Source organism: Halospina denitrificans, from assembly GCF_004364635.1.
Taxonomy (GTDB): domain Bacteria; phylum Pseudomonadota; class Gammaproteobacteria; order Pseudomonadales; family Oleiphilaceae; genus Halospina; species Halospina denitrificans.
Genome location: NZ_SOAX01000008.1, coordinates 142159 through 160498 on the forward strand (window position 1 = coordinate 142159; position 18340 = coordinate 160498).

Consider the following 18340-nt stretch of genomic DNA (forward strand, 5'->3'; position numbering starts at 1 on the left):
TCAGTTCAGAAATCCACTTCGATACCGGCCCAGTAGGTGCGCGGCTTGCCGGGACGAGCACCCGCGGGGCTCCAGGAGACGATGTATTCGTCATCCGTGGCGTTCTCCACGCTGGCGATACCGCTGACCTGGTCTGTGAACGCATAGCGCCCCGAGACATCCACCACGAAGCGGGATTCGATCTCCTCGTCCGCCGGGATGGAGCCACTGCCGGCCTGTGAACGGGCATCGCTGACGTAGTTGCCGGTAATGTCGCCGGACCAGGGACCGGTTTCAATGCCGGCTCCCAGGGTCAGCTGGTGCTCCGGAATGTCCGGGAGTTCGTCACCATTCTGCGCGTTGCCCCAGGAGGCGAATTGCCGGTCAATGTTGTCACTGCTGAACTCGGACTCCGTATAGGTGTAGACCGCGCTGAGTGGCAGACTGACGCCCAGTTGCTGCGCTGCACCCAGGTCATAGAGAGCCGTTGCTTCCAGGCCGCGGATCTCGACTTCGCCGCCGTTGAAGGTCTGGCCATCGTCGACCTGGGCCTGGCTGCAGCCACTGGCGTTGGTGCAGGTTGCCAGAAGGTTGTCGTAGTCGTTGTAGAAGGCAACCAGCTCTGAAGAGAATGCGCCGTCATTGTAACGGCCTCCCAGTTCATAGTTGACGCTGGTCTCTTCTTCGGCATCGGGGTCGGAACCGGATGGTGAGAAGCCACGGTGAACGCCGCCCAGCAGTGTCAGTGCGTCACTGACCTGGTACGTCGCTCCGATACCGGGGGTCACCACGTCATAGCTGTTCTCGCGGCCGCCGGTTACGTTCGTGCGGGCCACGTCGCCGTATTCGGTGCGGTCCAGGTCGATGGATTCGTAGCGAACGCCCGGCATGACCTGCCAGTTCCCGAAGGTCATGGTGTCTAGGATGTAGCCGGCAATGGCATCCGCCTCGGTCTTGCGGTTCGAACCGGTGCGAGGGCCGCCGCTTGTACCGGTGAACACCATGGAGCCTGTCTCGCTCATGCCGTACTGGTCATCCCACTCATGCCGGTCGATTTCGTCCTCGTGAACCCGCAGGCCGACATCGACGTCGTGCTGGACATCACCCGTTGTGAACCGATACCCCAGCTCCGTCTGTATGCCTTGGGCGTAGTACTTGCGGTTGCCGGCATCAACATTGGCTTGCAGGCCCGGGTTGCCCTGACCCTGGTAGGCGTCGCCGGTGGCCGGGTTGCCCTTGAGCCAGCTCAGAAGGTCAGGGTTGCCGTCGGGGTTTGTGATGATTTCGGAGTGGCTGGTGCCATCAACGTTGCCGAGCTTGTACCAGTTGCGCTCAAAGTTGTTCCGGTAGAGCGTCGTGGTCAGGTCCAGGTCCCCGGAGAACTCGATGTAGTGGGTCAGACTGTACTGCTCGCGCTCACTGTGGAACCGATCCTGGGCCGAGCCCGCGTAGCGGCGGTAGGGATCCTTCTGGAAGTCCTCAAGCGTCTGGCCTATGTAGCTTTCATTGGCATCGCGTTCGCCCATGCCTACCTTGAGATCCACCTGCTGGTAGAGGTCGGCTTCCGGGGCGGAGTGCCAGCGTAGTTTGCCCACGAACTCGCGGCGCTCAAAGCCGGTGTCCGGCTCGCTGCGGTTTTCAGTGGAAAGGCCCTGCACATCACGCGGGGTGTCCAGATCACGGAAACCATCAGAGCCGTCGGTGTAGCCCTCGATCATCCAGCCCCACTGCCCGGAGGATCCGCCCATATGCGCGTGGTGGCGCTCGCCGCCGTTGGAACCGAGCATGGACTGGATCCGGCCACCGAACTCCTCGGAGGGAATCGGTGTCGAGATCATATTCAGTGCGCCGCCGTTGGTATAGGGGCCGTACTTGATGGAGCTGGAGCCCTTGCGGACCTCAACGTTGTGCATCCGGCCGATGGGCGGGAAATAGTAAGCCGAGGGTGCTGCATAGGGGGCCGGGGCCGCCAGGACGCCATCCTCCATGAGGGTGATCTTGCCGCTTCGACCCGTTGAGGTGCCTCGCATGCCGATGTTGGGGAAAAGCCCGAACCCATCCTCCTCGCGGATATTCACGCCGGGGATCTGTCTGAGTACACGGTTTGGATCGTTGTAGTTGTGCTGATCCAACCCGTCTTCGTCGATAACGTGGGCGGACCCCGGCACATTGCTGATGCGCTCCGGGCCACCGGTAATGGTCAGCTGGTCCAGCGTGAAGTCGTTCTGTGCGGCGCCGGTTTCGGCTTCCTGCGCCATAACGGGGGCACTGCCAAGAATTGACACTGCGATGGCGACCGAGAGGGTATTTTTTCGTGCTGCAGGAGGCAGCGGGAATCCTGTTGTCATTGAGTACTCCTTACTGCTTTTGTGAATAGTAAACTAAATGAGAATCATTGTTGTGCGCAGTAAAGTATTATTAGCGTTAACGGATGTCAATGCTGGCTACAGGAATTTTAAGGTGCAGCGGGAAGCCAGAATGCCGGATCAGGGGGTATCGGCGCCGGCGCCTGAGGGCAGAAAGCGTGAGCGGTAGCTGCCTGGTGTCATGCCTGTCCTGGATCGAAACAGGCGTGAGAATGAGCTTACGTCATCGTACCCAACCCGCTCGGTCACCTGTGACAGCCGTAGCTGCGGGTCCTCCAGCAGCTTCCTGGCGTACTCGACGCGCAGTGACTGGAGGTAATTCAGGGGCGTCTCCCCAGTGGCCGCTCGGAAGCGGCGCTTGAAGGTGCGCGGGGTCAGGTTGAAACGTTCGGCGAGTGCATCCATCCGGATCGGGGCTGCCAGGTTCTGGTCCAGCCATGCCTGCACGGCCAGGATGGTCTGGTCCTGATGGTAACGGCGGGCATGGACGCTGGCATAGGCGGCCTGGTTCTGTCGCCCCATATCCAGAACAAAGGCCTTGGCCAGGGTCCGGGCCACCTCCACACCGCAATAGCGCTCCACCAGGAAGAGCCCCAGGTCGAACCAGGCCATGCCGCCGCCAGCGCAGAAGATGGTGTCATTGGCGGTGATCAGCTGGTGCGGACGAAGGGTGACGCGCGGGTAGCGCTGCCGGAAGAGGTCGCAGTAGCCCCAGTGCGTCGTGGCGTCCCGGTGGTTCAGAAGGCCCGCTTCGGCCAACAGGAAGGCGCCGGTACAGTTGCTGGCAATATCGACGCCCGCGTTGTGCCAATGCTGTAACAGGGCCTGTAATTCATGGTTTCCGGCCAGGGTCCGGTCAATCTCACCCCCGATAGTGGGAACCATGACAACATCCGGCGATCCGAGGCTTTCCCAGCTACAATGGGCCTGCAGGGTCAGGCCGTTGACGCAGCGGCAGGGTCGTCCGCCGGGCGTGGCCAGAATCACCTCGAAGCGGGGTTCCGGCTGCTGCTCATGGATACGGGCCCAGGTGACCCCCGCCATGCGGAACAGATCCATGATGCCGGTGATTGCCGTGGCGAGCGCCTGATCGAAGCCAATAATGGCAACCTTTTTCAGTCCTGGCGGGACGGTATTGTCACGGCGCATGGTTTGTCTCAGTGTCGTGAATGGCCAAGATTATGTCAGTTGTGACAGTGGGCGGCCAGGTCACCCTGTGGCATGGTCATGGGTACGTTTCCAAACAGTGATGGGGTAAGGTTCATGTCAGATACGCTGCTCAACCGCCGGGATCTGGACTTTCAGCTCTACGAGGCCCTGGATACCGAATCGCTCTGCGAGCGGGAGCGCTTTGCCGAGCACAGCCGCGAGACGTTCAGTGCCGTGATCGACACAGCGGATAGGATCGCCCGCGAGCAGTTCGCGCCCCACAACAGTGTGGCGGACAAGGAAGAACCCCGTTTTGAGGACGGCAAGGTCACCATGCGCCCCGAGGTGAAAACTGCCATGGATGCCTATGCTGAGGCAGGCTTCATTGCCGGGCGCTATGATTACGAGCTGGGTGGGATGCAGCTGCCCGAGACGGTGATGACCGCCTGCAACGGCTTCTTCATGGCCGCCAACCCGAGCACCGCGGGTTACCCCTTCCTGACCACGGCGGCGGCGAACGTCATCCGTACCTTCGGCTCATCCGAGCAGCAGCAACAGTTCCTGGAGCCGATGCTGGCCGGGCGCTTTACCGGCACCATGGCACTGACTGAGCCCCAGGCCGGCTCCTCGCTCGCGGACCTGCGGACCACGGCGACGCCCACGGATGAGGGCCACTACCTGATCAAGGGTGCCAAGATCTATATCTCCGGCGGTGAGCACGAACTCAGCGATAACATCGTCAACCTGGTGCTGGCGCGGATTCGTGGCGCGCCGGCGGGTGTGAAGGGCATCTCCATGTTCATCGTGCCCAAGTACCGGTTGGATGCCGAGGGCAATCCCGGTGAGCGTAACGGGGTGGAGCTGGCCGGGCTGATCCACAAGCTTGGCTACCGGGGCACCACCTCAACGGCGCTCAGCTTCGGCTCCGACAACGAGTGCCACGGGTACCTGGTGGGCGAGCCACACGAGGGGCTGAAGTACATGTTCCAGATGATGAATGAGGCACGTCTGGGCGTGGGCTTCGGGGCAACGGCAATCGGTTACCGGGGCTACCTGCACAGCCTGGAATACGCCCGGGACCGCCGCCAGGGTCGTCATCCGTCAGACAAGGATCCATCCAGCGAGCCCATTGCGATTATTGAGCACGCGGACGTGCGACGCATGCTGCTGGCCCAGAAATCCTGGATGGAGGGTGCCTTTGCTCTCTGCATGTACGGGGCGCGCCTGATGGATGACAGCCATACGGCGCCGGGTGAGCAGCAGCGCCACGAGGCGCGCCAGATGCTGGATCTGTTGACGCCGGTGATCAAGGCCTGGCCCTCCGAGTACGGGCCCAGGGCCAATGACCTGGCGATCCAGGTCTACGGCGGTGCTGGTTATACCCGGGAATACCCGGTCGAGCAGTGCTGGCGCGATAATCGGCTCAACCCCATCCACGAGGGGACCAATGGCATCCAGGCCATGGATCTGCTCGGGCGCAAGGTCTGGCAGGGCAGCGGGGAAGCCATCCAGTTGCTGTTTGGCGCCATTCAGCGCGACCTGGAGGCGGCCGAAGGCGAGCAGTGCCAGCAATGGGCCTATTCCCTGAGTGAGACGCTGCAGCAGGCCGGGCAGGTGACCCAGGTGCTGGGCAAGGCGTTGGGGCAGGAGTCCCCGGAGAAGGCCCTGGCGAACGCGTCCGTGTACCTGCGCCTGTTTGGGCACATCACCGTCGCCTGGATGTGGCTGCGCCAGGCCAACGCGGCCACCGCGGGGCTGACCCGGGACCCTGAAGGCGACGATGCGGCCTTCTACCGGGGCAAGCTGCAGGCGGCGCAGTACTTCTTCCACTGGGAACTGCCGACCGTGGCCCAGGACCTGGTGATTCTGCGCAACATGGATGATACCTGCTTCAACATGCGGGATGAGTGGTTCTGACAGACAGATTGCGAGGGAGAGAAGCTGATGGCACTGGTTAATGTGGAAGCAAGGGGGCATGTGCTGCTGATCGGGCTGAATCGACCCGAGAAGATGAATGCCGTGAACCGGGAAATGTACCACCTCATTGCCGGGGCCTACGGGCGCCTCAATCGCGATCCGGAGCTGCGCGTGGGGTTGGTTTATGCAGAAGGCGATCATTTTACAGCCGGCCTGCAGCTCGACGACTGGGCGGATGTGTTCGCCACTGGTGAAGGATTCCCGCTTGAGGAAGGCGAGGTGGACCCGTTCTTTATCAACGGCCCACCCATGGACAAGCCCATTGTTTATGCAACGCAGGGCATATGCTTCACCTGTGGCGTTGAAATGATGCTGAATGCCGATATCCGGGTTGCGGCCAACAATACCCGCTATGCCCAGCTTGAGGTCAAGCGTGGGATCTACGCCTGCGGTGGTGCCACCATGCGCCTGCAGGAGGAAATCGGTTGGGCCAATGCCCAGCGTTATCTGCTGACTGGCGACGAATGGACGGCACAGCAGGCCTGTGACTGGGGGCTGGTCCAGGAACTGGTGGAGCCCGGCCAACAGTTTGATCGCGCCCTTGAACTGGCGGAGAAGGTGGTCAATGCGGCACCGCTGGGCGTTCAGGGCAGCCTGAAGTCCTCCCGGATTGCGCGTCTTGAGGGGCACGATGCCGCCAAGCAGCGGGTTTTCCGGGATCTGGCGCCGGTCATGGCGAGTGAGGACGTGCAGGAGGGCATCCAATCCTTCCTGGAGCGCCGTGATGCAGTCTTTAAAGGCCGTTAAAGTTTTCTGTCAGACAGGATTGTTCTGTTGATTCCCGTCAGGCGGATCGATATTCTGCGAATCTGAGCAGGCAGAAATTCCCGCAAGAGACCGTCCTGATGGATGATTGGCAGATTGACGTGGCGGCGCAGACAGCCCACCACAGCAGCGGTCTTCAACTGAGCTTTGAAGGCAAACCCCGGACCAAGCACTTTTCCGGTACTCCTATCCGTGTGCCTGATGGCATGCAGTCCCTAGAGCTTGTGCGACTGATCCGGGAGGGTTATCAGGCGTTCGAGAATGCCTGGCCCGATGAAGATGATGACACTGTGGCAAAGGCGTCCGGCAAGGCCGAGCAGGAAGAGAGCAACGGGGTGCAGGTGCGCCACCGGCGGCCCCGGCGGCGCCTTTCCCGCAGCGATTCCTGAAGCACCTACCAGGGTAATTCGGACCCGTCCGAGTGCCGGAAGGTGCCGGATTTCTCCAGGTCGAGTTCGTCCGCACGCTGAATCAGTCGCTCCGCAGCTTCCGCGGGGGTAATGTGGCCGGTGTGGCCGGTCATGTCGGTCTGAACATAGCCCGGGTGGAAGATCCCGACCGGTATGCCGCGCGGTTTCAGATCCAGGGCCAGGGATTTGGCGGCGGCATTAAGGGCTGCCTTGGTCAGCCGGTAGCCGTAACGTCCGCCGGAATCATTGTCCCCAATGGAGCCCATCCGCGAGGTCATCACGATGATCTTGCCGCCATCGGGAATCAGGTCCAGGAGCGCGTTGGTCATCTTCAGGGGGCCCAGTGTATTCACCTCGAACTGCGTCTGTATGCGGTCCCAGTTCATGTCCGAGAGATTCTCGTCGGTGAGCAGGCCTGCGTTGTTGTAGAGCAGATCGATCCGCTGGCCTTCCAGGTTGCGTCTTGCCTTGCCAATGCTGATGTCATCGGTGACATCCACGCCTTCGATGACATTCACTCCAAGCGCCCTGAGATCGTCCGAGGCCGCCCGGCAGATGGCGGTGACAGTATCCCCGCGTTGCTGCCACTGGCGGGCAAGTTCGAGTCCGATGCCGCGGTTGGCGCCGGTAATGACAATGTGCTGCGTCATGGTCTACTCCTCCATTCAGGCTGTGATATGGACGCTGATCTGATAGCCTGCGTTTCTTCAACACCCTATAACGAATGTCCGGAGGAAGAAATAGTGGTTAAGCGAATTAGGGCCCTGGCGGGGGCTTTGCTTATGATGGGGATGACCCTCCCGGCGGTTGCCCAGGAAGGTTGGTCCGGTGATGTTGAGGGAGGACTGGTAACGACATCGGGTAATACCGATGAAACGTCAATATCCGGGGAGGCGGATATAACCCGTGACTGGATGGACTGGCGTCAGAATGTGCTTCTCCAGTCGCGTTACACCGAGCAGAACGATGAACGCTCGGCAGAGCGCTATACAGCGAGCACGCAGCTGGATTACAAGTTCAATCCCAATGACTTTGTCTTTATCCGCGCCCGCTACGACAATGATGATTTCAGCGGCTATCAGTTCCAGGCGAGTACCACAGCCGGTTACGGGCGTCGGATCTGGGAGCAAGGGGGAAGTCACTTCGATACCTCGGTGGGCGCTGGTTACCGGTACAGCAAGTTTGAGCAGCGCGATCCCGAGCAGGGATCAAAGCGGGAGGAACCCATTGCACGACTGGCAGTGGACTTCCTGTATGAGCTTTCAGAGACGGCCAAGTTCCGGGAGGAGCTTGAATCCGAGATCGGCGTTGATGAGGGGGACTCTGTATCCCGCTCGGTAACCTCGCTTCAGGCCAACATCAACAGCTCGGTCGCCATGCGGTTTTCGTACACTGTGGAACATGATTCCAACCCACCGTCTGATTCAAAGAACACGGATACCATCAGTGCGGTGACTGTGCTGTACAATTTCTGAATGAATTCCGGGGGAGGGAGGGCCCCACCGAAGGGTGGGGCCTGTTTGAGGTGGGCCTTGTCCGTCAGACTCAGCTGTCGGACAGTTCGTCAACCCGCTCCTGAATCTCGGGGTTGGAGTTATAGGCCACGGCAATGGCGTTGTATTCCTCAACGGACATCCCCTGGTCCTCAATGACCTTCACCATCTCGCTCTGAGCTTCCTGCTGGAGCTTACGCGCTTTTTCCTCGGATTCCGCGGATTCAATCTTGGAGACGTAGTCTTCGCGAACATCTCCGATCTTGTCCTGGAGTTCAACAAAGTTCTTGAGTTCCTTGTCGGAGAAATCGGCGGACTTCGCCTGCTCAGCGCCGCCCATACCCTGACCTTGGCCCTGGCCCTGGCCCTGGCCCTGGCCCTGGCCCTGGCCCTGGCCCTGGCCCTGGCCCTGCTGGGATTGACCCTGTTGGGACTGACCCTGGCCTTCTGCACCACCACCGCTGCTGTAATCCTGGGCTACTGCCTGCATGCCAGCGGTACTGAGTGCGAATGTGATCGCTACGGCAATTGTCTTCAGTTGCATCGTCATATCCTCCGGTCTTATGGAAGTTGATTGGTTGACATCTGGTGGGTATCAACAGTCGTGCCAGAAAACAGCATAAACGTTTAAAAACAATAAGATAAGAGTGTTTTTTGTGAACACCAAAACGGTCAGAGCTGAAAGGTAGCCGGTTCAGGCAGGGTCTGGTGTGGCCCATTGCCACAAGAACGGAGGCGTCGGATTCCCGGAATCTAACGCAGACGTAATAAAAACGCCTCCGCAAGGGAGGCGTGGGTAATCCGGATGACTAACCGGAAAGGTTATTCGTCGGCCATCTCATCCACCCGCTCCTGGACATCAGGATTCGAGTTGTAGGCAACCGCGATAGCATTGTAGTCCTGCACCGACATACCGGCTGCTTCAATGGCGCTCACCATTGCGGACTGCGCTTCCTGCTGGAGCTCACGAGCTTTGTCCTCGGAGTCCGCATTCTCGATCTTGCTGACGTATTCTTCCCGGATGTCGCCGATTTCGCTCTGCAGATCCACGAACTGCTGCAGATCCTCATCGGAGAAGTCCGCCGCTTGCTGCTGGGATTGGGCCATGCCCTGATCCTGGTTCTCGTTGTCGCCATATTCCTGCGCGAGGGCTTGGGAGCTGCCGAGGGCCAACGCCATGATAAGTGCCAGGCCTGTTATTCGAAATGTCATTGCTGTCTCCTTTTTGATTGGCGTCTGTGGACGTCAACCAATTCCAAGCAGGGGGCGTGCCATTAACTCAAATGGCGATGAAAGTTGCTGATTGTTAACCAGAACATGGAGAGCGTAAACCTCGGGGGAGCAATAAGCGGGGTGTGGCATAATGACACATGGGACTCGTTTGTGTGACATTGTGCCACCCTGTTCCCTGAAACGTTACCTTTGTTGATGGCCATGATGCGAACGCCAAGACTTGCGAATCTTCACCTGACGCTGATTATGACGATTGTGCTGCCGTTGCTCGTAATCAGCGGCATTGGTGTTTACTGGGGCTTGAGTGTGATGCAGCGCCAGGATGAAGCCCAGTTGAAGGAGGACCTGGCGCTGATGGCCCAGGCCACCAAGTACCCACTCTCCCGTGCCCTGCAGACGGGTGATTATGTGCAGGTCAATGACATCACCACGTCCCTCTTCAGCTCCGGGCGGGTATATGGAGCCTCCGTCTACGACAAGCGTGGTGATCGCATTTCCCAGGTTGGAGTGGTCGATACCAATATCAACGAAAGCCGAAGCGCTGCGGACGCGGTTGCCAGGGGCGATGAACTGGGCACCTATCGCGAAATCGAGGGAGAGGATGTTTTTTCCCACTTTACGCCGCTTTTCAGCCAGGATGGCCGCATTATCGGGCTCCTTCAGATCACCCGCCGGCGCAGTGACTTCGATCAGCGGTTAAGCGACCTGCGTGCCAATGCCTGGTGGATCTGGAGCATCATCGGCGGCGCCATCCTCGTCGTGGCCATTGCGGGCCATTACGGCGGCGTGGGTCGTCACGTCGAGCATCTGCAGACAACCATGGACCGGGTCCGTGGCGGTGATCGTCGGGCCAGGGCCCCGCTCAAGGGACCCAGGGAGATACAGCAGATTGCCATCGCGCTTAACGATATGCTCGCCAGTATCGAACAGACGGAGCAGGCCATGCATGCCCAGAAGGCCCGCGAGGCCCGCCTGAATCAACGCCTCCAGCACCAGGAGAAAATGGCGATGATAGGTCGGGTGGCAGGCGGTGTGGCTCATGAGCTTGGGGCACCGCTGAGTGTGATTGATGGTCGTGCCCGGATACTGGAACGTCGTGGTGGCGATGAGCGCACAACGCGTAACCTGGGAGAGATACGCGACCAGGTCCAGCGCATGACCCGTATTATCCGTCAGCTTCTTGATTGTTTCCGGCATTCGCCGCGGGTCGAGGAAGACAGTCTGACCATGACGGAACTGGTCAACGGCGTACTGGATTCCCACGAGAGCGAAGCGGCGGAGCGGGGGATTGCACTGGAAGTCGACAATCAGGCGCCGGACGCCGAAATCCGGGGGGATCGTACGCGCCTGGAACTCGCGGTCACCAACCTGCTCCGCAATGCGATCCAGGCGGCCTCCGGTAAGGTTCTGCTGTCAGTCAGGGCCGGTCCCCAGGCAACGGCCCTGACGGTGGAGGATGACGGCCCGGGGATCTCAGCGGCGGACCGTGAATCGGTTTTTGAGCCGTTCTTCACCACTAAGCCGGCCGGGGAGGGGACTGGCCTGGGTCTGGCGGTAGTCCGCAGTGTGATGCAGGAGCATGGTGGCGGCATCATCATCGGCACCAGTCGCTGGGGAGGTTGTGCCGTGGTCCTTCAATGGCCCCGCTCCAGCTCGGATCAGTGGGCAGAAGCAGGCAGTACTGTCCATGGAGGGTCTGAACGATGAGTGTGCGCATCCTGGTGGTGGAAGACGATCGCAGTCTGGCGGATCTGCTTCAGGAAGAGCTTGAGCAGGAAGGCTACGAGGTCCGGGTTGCCAATGACTGTGCTGGTGGTATTGCGCTGTGCGATGAGTGGGAACCGGTGCTCGTGCTGTCCGACCTGCGCCTGCCGGACGACGATGGCATGGCGCTGCTGCGCTTTACCCGCAACCAGCCCGACCCACCCCTGTTTCTGCTGGTAACCGCCTTCGGTACCGTTGATCAGGCGGTTGAAGCGCTCAAGGCCGGGGCGGATGAATTCCTCACCAAACCACTGTCCATGGATCATCTTCTGCTCATGGTTCGGCGGCTGCTCGAGCAGCGCGAACTCAGGCGGGAAGTGTCCGTCTACAGGGCCTCGCAGGGGCAGGGGAGTTTTCACGGGCTGATCGGTGGAAGCGCCGTGATGCACGGGCTTTTTGGCGAGATCCGGCAGGTTGCCCAGGGCAGTATGCCCGTGTTGGTGCTGGGTGAAAGTGGCGTCGGGAAGGAACTGGTGGCGAGGGCAATTCACAATGAGAGTCCGCGCGCGGAGCGCGCCTTTGTTGCTGTGAACTGCGCAGGTATCCCTGCTGATCTGATGGAGAGTGAATTCTTTGGTCACTCCAAGGGGGCCTTTACCGGGGCGGATCGCGCACGTCCGGGTCTGTTCGCCCAGGCGGACGGTGGCACGCTGCTCCTGGATGAAATCGCCGAGATGCCCCTGCAGCTTCAGGCCAAGCTCCTGCGTGCGCTGCAGGAAGGGACCATCAAGGCGGTAGGCTCGGACCGGGAACAGAGTGTGGACGTGCGGATTATTGCCTCGACCCATCAGGATCTGCAGGGCCGGGTCGCGCGGGGGGAGTTCCGGGAGGATCTCTATTATCGACTCGAAACCCTGGCCATCCAGGTGCCGCCGCTGCGTGAGCGCTCCGACGATATCGAGCGCCTGGCCATGTACTTTATGGAACAGTCGGCGGCGCGTAACGGGAAACAGGGATTACGCTTTGACGATGCGGCACTGGAGTGCCTCAGGCATTACGAGTATCCGGGAAATATCCGGGAGCTGGCCAATACCGTCGAGCGCGCCGTCACCTTCTGCAATGGAGACCGGATACTGGTTGAACACCTTCCCCCGCGTGTTCAGCAGGCCAGTGGTGCGTCGGTGGCTTCCGCCGCCGCACCGCATGCTGGGGTAGGGCTTCTGAATCCGGGTGAATCACTCCCAACGCTGGAAACCCTGCAGCAGCGTTACGTGGAGTATGTCCTCTCGCAGGTGAACGGGAATAAACGCCAGGCCGCGCAGATTCTGGGGGTCAACAGGCGGACCCTTTACCGTTGGCTTTCGCCCGAGGATGAGGACTGAGCGGCCCGGCCGGAGAGCCTGTCCATTTCGTCCCAGGGCTGACCGTTGGTCTTTTCCTGGCAGCCGACTCGCCGGTGGAGGGCGGCCCGGCCCATCATGTGGGCGCTGACCGGCGCCGTAGCGAACAGGAAGACGGTAATCAGTATTTCCTGGACACTGACGCTTCCCTGCGCCGTACTGAACCACAGCATGGAACCCACCAGTGTCGCGCCAACACCCAGCGTACTGGCCTTGGTGGGACCGTGCAGGCGCATGTAGAAGTCCGGCATACGCGCCAGGCCGAGTGAGCCGATAGTGGCGACTAGGGCGCCGGCAAGGATAAGTGCTGCGACAATGGCATCAAGCCAGAGTGGCATTTCCATGGTTCCTCCTTATTCGATCACGTCGCCGCGGACCAGGTATTTGGTCATGGCAACCGTGCCCACGAACCCCATCAGCGCAATCAGCAGTGCGGCCTCGAAGATCAGCGATGAGTTCATGTAGATACCGCCGAGCACAATCACTGCAATGGCATTAACGTTGAGTGTGTCGAGCCCCAGTATGCGGTCAATAATGTCCGGGCCGCGCAGCACCCGATAGAGATTAAGCAGCAGGCTGACACTGAAGAGCGCGAGCGCGACGGGCAGGATGGCTTCGGTCATTCCAGGATCTCCTTCAGCGGCTGCTCGTAGCGGTTGCGGATGTGCTCGATCAGCTCCTGTTCGTCGGTAACGTGAAGCACATGCACCAGGAGCATACTCCGATCGGGACTCAGGCCAGCGGATACGGTCCCGGGCGTCAGGGAAATACTGCTGGCCAGCACCGTAATGGCGAATTCGTCCGTCAGCGTGAGGGGGAATCGGATGAACGCGGGCTGCAGGCTGTCCGGGTTGCGCAGGATCAGTCTGGCAACGGTAAGGTTGGATTCAAGGATATCCTTCAACAGTCGCAGCAGATACAGGAGGAGTCGACCTGCGTTGTGAAGGTGAGGCCTTTCGGGCCAGAACTGCTGGGTCGAGAAGGGAATCAGCCAGCCAAGGACCGCCCCGATCAGAATCTGGCCGGGGCTGATGCTGTTCACCAGAAGAAGCCAGAGCACAAGCAGGAAGATCGAGAAGCGGGGTCTCGGCCACCAGTACTGCTGCTGGGGAAACAGTTTCATCTCAGTGTGCCTCCTTCAGCGAGCGCGTGGTGTTCATCACCGTCTCCACATACTGGCCCGGGTCCTGGAGGCTTGCCGCGGTTGCGCTCAGGTAATCCATCAAGGGTTGGGCCTGAATGGACAGTGCCACACTGGTCAGGAGCATGACACAGACCACCCCAAAGCGGACCCGGTCCGCCCTGAGTTCGTGCGGGCGTTCCCCGGATTGACGCCAGAAGAACTTGCTGCCGGCGCGGCTCAGGGCAATGAGCATCAGCAGGCCTGCGCCCAGGAGTATGGGCCAGAGGCTGCCGGAAGCCCCTTCAGCCAGACTGGATTCGAGAATCCAGATCTTGCTGATGAAACCGCTGAAGGGTGGAAGTCCGGCGAAGGCAATGGCTCCGAGAAAGAACAGTATGCCCAGGGTGCGCCTGTCCTTCATGGCCGATGTGACCACCATATGGTCGCCCGCCTCGCCCCGCTGGCGTGCGATAAGGTCGGCAAACAGGAAGAAGGCGGCCGTCATCAGGGTGCTGTGGACAAGGTAGAAAAGCCCGGCGGCGATCGCCTGGGATGATCCCAGCGCCAGGGTGGCCATCAGCGTGCCGGCGGAGACAATTACCATATAGGCCGTCATGTTGCGCAGGCTGGTGGCGCCCAGAACGCCAATGCCACCCAGAACCAGCGTCGCCAGGGCCAGGGGCCAGAGCCACTGCCAGGCCAGGGTGTCCACCAGGGGCGTATTCAGGGCAAAGACCAGCGGGAAGACCCGCAGCATGGCGTATACGCCCACCTTGGTCATGATGGCAAAAAGTGCCGCGACGGGTGCTGCCGCCACGGTATAGGCGCGCGGCAGCCAGAACAGCAATGGCAGTAGTGCGGCCTTGACGCCGAAAACCACCAGAAAGATCAGTGAGGCGGCCTGGATAAGGGGAAGGTCGGCCGGCGGCGCTTCACTGATGCGCACCGCCAGGTCCGCCATGTTCAGTGTGCCAGTGACGCCATAGAGGATACCTACCGCAATGATGAAAAGCGCCGAACCGATCAGATTCAGGATGACGTAGTGAAGCCCCGCACGGCTGCGGGCGGGGCCACCCCCGTGCAGAAGCAGCGCATAGGAGGCGATGAGCAGCACTTCGAAAAAGACAAAGAGGTTGAACAGGTCGCCCGTTAGAAAGGCGCCGTTGAGCCCCATGAGCTGGAACTGGAAGAGCGCGTGGAAATGGGCACCGGCCTCATCATCATTGCGGCTGGCGTAGATGACCGCAAAGAGCGCGAGCACGGCCGTCAGTGTCAGCATCAGGACGCTCAGCCGATCGGGAACCAGCACAATGCCGAAGGGAGGTGCCCAACTGCCAAGGGCGTACACCAGGTGTCCCGCTTCACCAACTCGGGAACCAAGCGCAAGTGCCAGCCCCAGAAGGCTCAGGGTGCTGGCGATGCTGATCACCCGCTGGAGCCAGAGGGGTAGATCGTAGAGCAGTATCAGCAGGGCGCCGGCGATGAGCGGGATGAGTATGGGCAGAACCGGTAAATGAGTCATGGGCGCCAGTCCTCGTCCGGATCCACGCCATCAACATGGTCATTGCGCAGCTCCACCACGGCTCTCAGTGCCAGCACAACCACAAAGGCCGTCATGGCAAAGCCGATCACGATGGCGGTGAGTACCAGGGCCTGAGGCAGTGGGTCCGTGTAGGTCTCGGACTGACCAATGACGGCCGGAGCCCTCAGGGCCAGCCGCCCGGTGGCGAAAAGAAACAGGTTGACCGCGTGGGAGATCAGGGTCAGCCCCATGATCACGGGAAAGGTCCGGGCTCGCAGCACGAGGTAGATGCCGCAGGCCATAAGTACACCGACGGTTGCCGCGTAGAGCGCTTCCATCAACCAATCTCCTCGCCGGGACCGTTCACGGTCATGAGTTTGCCCAGGTTGGCCAGTATCAGCATGGTGGCGCCGACCACGGTGGTGAATACGCCAAGGTCGAACAGCAGCGCCGTCGCAAGCTCAATATGACCAAGCACGGGCAGTTCGTAATGGCCGAACCAGGATGTGAGGAATTCCAGGCCCATGAAGAGGCTGCCCAGGCCGGTCAAGCAGGCGAGGAGGATGCCACCGCCGATCAGGGGCCGGAATGAAGTCAGCATACGATCATGGGCCCAGGCCAGTCCCCCGGCCATGTACTGCAGCGAAAGTGCGACCACGGTGATCAGACCGGCGATGAAGCCACCACCCGGCATGTTATGGCCACGCAGGAAGATATAGGCCGAGACCATCAGGGCAATCGGCAGAATGGGTCTGGCCATGGTGCGCAGAATCAGCGGGTGGGGATTCGAGGCCCAGTACTGGTCACGCTCATTGGGAATGCGGTGTTTGAGCTGGAGATTGCGGGTCAGGGCGAACACGGCCACCGCGGCAATGCCCAGAACCGTGATTTCACCGAGGGTATCAAAACCCCGGAAATCGACCAGGATGACGTTGACCACGTTGCTGCCACCGCCACCGGGGACGCTCTGTTCCAGGAAGAAGTCGGAAATGCTGTCCTGGGGGCGGGTCATGATGGCAAAGGAGACCAGTCCCGTCCCCAGCCCGCCAAGCACCGCAATGATTGAATCGCGCGAGCGCCGGAGCCGGGAGGATTCGACGGGTGTTGTCTGGGGCAGGAATGACAGTGCCAGCATCATGATGATGACGGCAATCACCTCCACGGAAAGCTGGGTCAGGGCCAGGTCCGGGGCGGAGAAGCGCGCGAAGGTCAGCGTCACGAAAAGGCCGGCACTGCCCAGCAGCAGCAGCGCGAAGAGCCGGTTGCGGTGCCCCAGGACCACACCAAAGGCCGTCGCCATCATCAGGATGGCGCCCAGGATCGTTAACGGGTCCGCCGGGGTCATGGGTTTCGCGCCGTACCAGACGACGTTGGCGAGTACCGGCCCTGCCATGATGATGGCGGTGAGAATGATCAGGGCGATATAGCGCTGCACCGATCCATTTTCCAGGGCGTGAACAAAGCGCTCCGCACCATTGCCGGCCCGGGTCATGAGCCACTCAAAGATTTCCCGGGCATCGGCGGGAGGCAGCTGGTCATAGAGTTCAAAAAGCCGCTCGCGCAGGGCGTAGAGGATCAGGCCGCCAATCAGTGCCGCAAGGCTCATGTAGAAGGCGGGTCCCACGTGGTGGAGCTGGCCCATGTCGTAAGCAGGCGCTTTGACACCTGAGGAAGCCGTTGCCATGGCCCGGATCAGGCCGTGGACAATCCCTTCCGCCTGCCAGCCGACAAAAAGGCAGCCTGCGGCCAGGAGGATGATCGGGAGCTGGATCCCCAGCGCCGGCTTGCGTGGAGGCCATACCGGCAGCTCCCGGGGCTGACCGTTGAAAAAGACATTGTGAAAGATCCGGAAGGAGTAGGCGGCGGAGAAAAGCCCCGCAATAGCCGCCAGTACCGGAGTAAGCCAGTTCAGGGGGCTGATCACATTGGCATCAAGACTCTCTATGAAGAACATCTTCTTGCTGAGGTAGCCGTTGAACAGCGGCAAGCCTGCCATGGACGCCGCCGTGATCGCGCTCATGATGGTCAGGAGGGGCATGTGGCGCCAGAGCCCGTTGATGCGGCGCATATCGCGAGTCCCCGTCGCCTTTTCCACCGCGCCGGCCATCATGAACAGCGGCGCCTTGAAAAGCGCGTGGTTCAACAGGTGGAAGAGGCCGGCAACCAGCGCTGTGGCCGTGCCCAGACCCATGAGCAGGGTGATGAGGCCCAGGTGGCTGACGGTGGAGTAGGCCAGAAGCTCCTTGGTGTCGTGCTTGAACATGGCAATGAAGGCGCCGGTAAGCAGTGTTGCCATGCCGACGGTGGACACGCTGTAGAGCCAGGCATCGGTATCCGCGAGGGCAGGGTGTAGCCGCGCCAGGAGAAAGATGCCCGCCTTGACCATGGTGGCTGAATGGAGATAGGCCGACACGGGCGTTGGCGCTGTCATGGCGTTCGGCAGCCACAGGTGGAACGGGAACTGCGCCGATTTAGTCATGGCGCCCAGCAGCACCAGCGTCAGAATAAGTGGGTAGTGGGCGTGGGCGCGGAGTTCATCGCCGGCCGCAAGTATGTCGGTAAGGTTGAAACTGCCGACAATACTGCCCATCAGGACAATTCCCGCCATCAGAGCCAGACCGCCGCCTCCGGTGATGACAAGGGTCATCCGCGCGCCCCGTCGCGCCGGGCGCTGGTCGGAGTGGAAACCGATAAGCACGAAGGACACCAGGCTGGTCATCTCCCAGAAAATCAGCATGAACAGCAGGTTTTCGGAGGTGACAATGCCCAGCATGGCGCCCATGAAAGCCAGCATCAGGGCATAGAAACGGCCGGCGCCGGGTTTGCCGGCAAAATAGAAGTGTGCGTACAGGATGATCAACAGGCCCATGCCCGTGATCAGGGTGGCGAAGAACAGGGCCAGCGCATCAAGACGGAAGGCGATCGAGAGACCAATGGAGGGAATCCAGGCCCATTCGCTGGTGATGAGTTCCCCCGAGAGCACCGTGGGGGCCTGCAGGAGCAGTAATGACAGCGCCGCCAGAGTAACGATACCCGAGGCAATGGCGGGAATAAGGGGACTGCGTGCCCGTGCCAGCAATGGAACCAGCAGGGCGCCAATCAGAGGCAGTAAAACAACAGACAGCAGGGTCATGGGAGTCGATGTCCCGTTGTGTATGGCGTTTGAAGATGAACGAATCCTACAGAAAGTTTCAGTGGATTGTCATTGCCTCATTCGGG

17 protein-coding genes are annotated in these 18340 nt (G+C 60.7%); 6 read left to right on the forward strand and 11 right to left on the reverse strand.

What is annotated here, in order from left to right; translation table 11 throughout:
* Window positions 1-5 precede the first annotated feature (5 nt).
* Window positions 6-2327, reverse strand: coding sequence for a TonB-dependent receptor family protein (locus DES49_RS14890; RefSeq protein ID WP_133737225.1), 2322 nt, complete (start codon window positions 2325-2327; stop codon window positions 6-8).
* A gap of 138 nt (window positions 2328-2465) precedes the next feature.
* The gene (locus DES49_RS14895) at window positions 2466-3494 is read right to left on the reverse strand and encodes a GlxA family transcriptional regulator (RefSeq protein WP_424955240.1); all 1029 of its coding nucleotides are present in this window, start codon (window positions 3492-3494) and stop codon (window positions 2466-2468) included.
* 114 nt (window positions 3495-3608) lie between these two features.
* Between DES49_RS14895 and DES49_RS14900 the strand changes: the two genes are divergently transcribed.
* From DES49_RS14900 to DES49_RS14910, 3 genes are all read left to right on the forward strand, one after another.
* A complete protein-coding gene (locus DES49_RS14900; RefSeq protein ID WP_133737226.1) occupies window positions 3609-5411 on the forward strand; it encodes an acyl-CoA dehydrogenase in 1803 nt (600 codons plus the stop codon).
* A gap of 27 nt (window positions 5412-5438) precedes the next feature.
* A complete protein-coding gene (locus DES49_RS14905) occupies window positions 5439-6218 on the forward strand; it encodes a crotonase/enoyl-CoA hydratase family protein (RefSeq protein WP_133737227.1) in 780 nt (259 codons plus the stop codon).
* Window positions 6219-6316: 98 nt separating this feature from the next.
* Window positions 6317-6625, forward strand: coding sequence for a hypothetical protein (locus DES49_RS14910; protein ID WP_133737228.1), 309 nt, complete (start codon window positions 6317-6319; stop codon window positions 6623-6625).
* A 5-nt stretch (window positions 6626-6630) separates the two neighbouring features.
* Here DES49_RS14910 and DES49_RS14915 read toward each other — a convergent pair whose 3' ends face one another.
* A complete protein-coding gene (locus DES49_RS14915; RefSeq protein WP_133737229.1) occupies window positions 6631-7296 on the reverse strand; it encodes an SDR family oxidoreductase in 666 nt (221 codons plus the stop codon).
* 93 nt (window positions 7297-7389) lie between these two features.
* On the opposite strand from DES49_RS14915, the gene DES49_RS14920 reads away from it, so the two are divergent.
* Window positions 7390-8121, forward strand: a complete 732-nt coding sequence (locus DES49_RS14920; RefSeq protein WP_166646101.1) for a DUF481 domain-containing protein — start codon at window positions 7390-7392, stop codon at window positions 8119-8121.
* Window positions 8122-8191: 70 nt separating this feature from the next.
* Here the strand turns inward: DES49_RS14920 and DES49_RS14925 are convergent, their stop codons facing one another.
* Together DES49_RS14925 and DES49_RS14930 are read right to left on the reverse strand one after the other, a co-directional pair.
* Window positions 8192-8683, reverse strand: a complete 492-nt coding sequence (locus DES49_RS14925) for a DUF4168 domain-containing protein (RefSeq protein WP_133737231.1) — start codon at window positions 8681-8683, stop codon at window positions 8192-8194.
* 278 nt (window positions 8684-8961) lie between these two features.
* Entirely contained in the window at window positions 8962-9351 is a 390-nt protein-coding gene (locus DES49_RS14930) for a DUF4168 domain-containing protein (protein WP_133737232.1), read from the reverse strand.
* Window positions 9352-9618: 267 nt separating this feature from the next.
* Here DES49_RS14930 and DES49_RS14935 point away from each other — a divergent pair, with 267 nt between their 5' ends.
* Both DES49_RS14935 and DES49_RS14940 read left to right on the forward strand, forming a co-directional pair.
* Window positions 9619-11079: an ATP-binding protein gene (locus DES49_RS14935; protein ID WP_208297046.1), complete on the forward strand. Its 1461-nt coding sequence runs from the start codon at window positions 9619-9621 to the stop codon at window positions 11077-11079.
* Entirely contained in the window at window positions 11076-12458 is a 1383-nt protein-coding gene (locus tag DES49_RS14940) for a sigma-54-dependent transcriptional regulator (RefSeq protein WP_133737234.1), read from the forward strand. The genes DES49_RS14935 and DES49_RS14940 overlap by 4 nt, the downstream gene beginning before the upstream one ends.
* Here the strand turns inward: DES49_RS14940 and DES49_RS14945 are convergent.
* From DES49_RS14945 to DES49_RS14970, 6 genes are read right to left on the reverse strand one after another with little or no spacing between them, the layout of a single operon-like run.
* The gene (locus DES49_RS14945; protein ID WP_133737311.1) at window positions 12425-12814 is read right to left on the reverse strand and encodes a Na+/H+ antiporter subunit G; all 390 of its coding nucleotides are present in this window, start codon (window positions 12812-12814) and stop codon (window positions 12425-12427) included. The genes DES49_RS14940 and DES49_RS14945 overlap by 34 nt on opposite strands.
* A gap of 15 nt (window positions 12815-12829) precedes the next feature.
* Window positions 12830-13099: a K+/H+ antiporter subunit F gene (locus DES49_RS14950; protein ID WP_133737235.1), complete on the reverse strand. Its 270-nt coding sequence runs from the start codon at window positions 13097-13099 to the stop codon at window positions 12830-12832.
* On the reverse strand, window positions 13096-13599 hold the full coding sequence (locus DES49_RS14955) for a Na+/H+ antiporter subunit E (RefSeq protein ID WP_133737236.1): 504 nt from the start codon (window positions 13597-13599) through the stop codon (window positions 13096-13098). The genes DES49_RS14950 and DES49_RS14955 overlap by 4 nt, the downstream gene beginning before the upstream one ends.
* A gap of 1 nt (window position 13600) precedes the next feature.
* Entirely contained in the window at window positions 13601-15121 is a 1521-nt protein-coding gene (locus DES49_RS14960; RefSeq protein WP_133737237.1) for a monovalent cation/H+ antiporter subunit D, read from the reverse strand.
* Entirely contained in the window at window positions 15118-15459 is a 342-nt protein-coding gene (locus tag DES49_RS14965) for a Na+/H+ antiporter subunit C (RefSeq protein ID WP_133737238.1), read from the reverse strand. The genes DES49_RS14960 and DES49_RS14965 overlap by 4 nt, the downstream gene beginning before the upstream one ends.
* Window positions 15459-18254: a monovalent cation/H+ antiporter subunit A gene (locus tag DES49_RS14970; protein ID WP_133737239.1), complete on the reverse strand. Its 2796-nt coding sequence runs from the start codon at window positions 18252-18254 to the stop codon at window positions 15459-15461. Before DES49_RS14970 ends, DES49_RS14965 begins: the two co-directional genes overlap by 1 nt.
* Window positions 18255-18340: the final 86 nt, after the last annotated feature.

Coding starts and splice junctions, on each gene's coding strand:
- DES49_RS14905 (WP_133737227.1), top strand. CDS start 5,439: ATGGCACTGGTTAATGTGGAAGCAAGGGGGCATGTGCTGCTGATCGGG.
- DES49_RS14940 (WP_133737234.1), top strand. CDS start 11,076: ATGAGTGTGCGCATCCTGGTGGTGGAAGACGATCGCAGTCTGGCGGAT.
- DES49_RS14945 (WP_133737311.1), bottom strand. CDS start 12,814: ATGCCACTCTGGCTTGATGCCATTGTCGCAGCACTTATCCTTGCCGGC.
- DES49_RS14960 (WP_133737237.1), bottom strand. CDS start 15,121: ATGACTCATTTACCGGTTCTGCCCATACTCATCCCGCTCATCGCCGGC.
- DES49_RS14970 (WP_133737239.1), bottom strand. CDS start 18,254: ATGACCCTGCTGTCTGTTGTTTTACTGCCTCTGATTGGCGCCCTGCTG.
- DES49_RS14935 (WP_208297046.1), top strand. CDS start 9,619: ATGACGATTGTGCTGCCGTTGCTCGTAATCAGCGGCATTGGTGTTTAC.
- DES49_RS14910 (WP_133737228.1), top strand. CDS start 6,317: ATGGATGATTGGCAGATTGACGTGGCGGCGCAGACAGCCCACCACAGC.
- DES49_RS14955 (WP_133737236.1), bottom strand. CDS start 13,599: ATGAAACTGTTTCCCCAGCAGCAGTACTGGTGGCCGAGACCCCGCTTC.
- DES49_RS14895 (WP_424955240.1), bottom strand. CDS start 3,494: ATGCGCCGTGACAATACCGTCCCGCCAGGACTGAAAAAGGTTGCCATT.
- DES49_RS14925 (WP_133737231.1), bottom strand. CDS start 8,683: ATGCAACTGAAGACAATTGCCGTAGCGATCACATTCGCACTCAGTACC.
- DES49_RS14900 (WP_133737226.1), top strand. CDS start 3,609: ATGTCAGATACGCTGCTCAACCGCCGGGATCTGGACTTTCAGCTCTAC.
- DES49_RS14950 (WP_133737235.1), bottom strand. CDS start 13,099: ATGACCGAAGCCATCCTGCCCGTCGCGCTCGCGCTCTTCAGTGTCAGC.
- DES49_RS14915 (WP_133737229.1), bottom strand. CDS start 7,296: ATGACGCAGCACATTGTCATTACCGGCGCCAACCGCGGCATCGGACTC.
- DES49_RS14930 (WP_133737232.1), bottom strand. CDS start 9,351: ATGACATTTCGAATAACAGGCCTGGCACTTATCATGGCGTTGGCCCTC.
- DES49_RS14965 (WP_133737238.1), bottom strand. CDS start 15,459: ATGGAAGCGCTCTACGCGGCAACCGTCGGTGTACTTATGGCCTGCGGC.
- DES49_RS14890 (WP_133737225.1), bottom strand. CDS start 2,327: ATGACAACAGGATTCCCGCTGCCTCCTGCAGCACGAAAAAATACCCTC.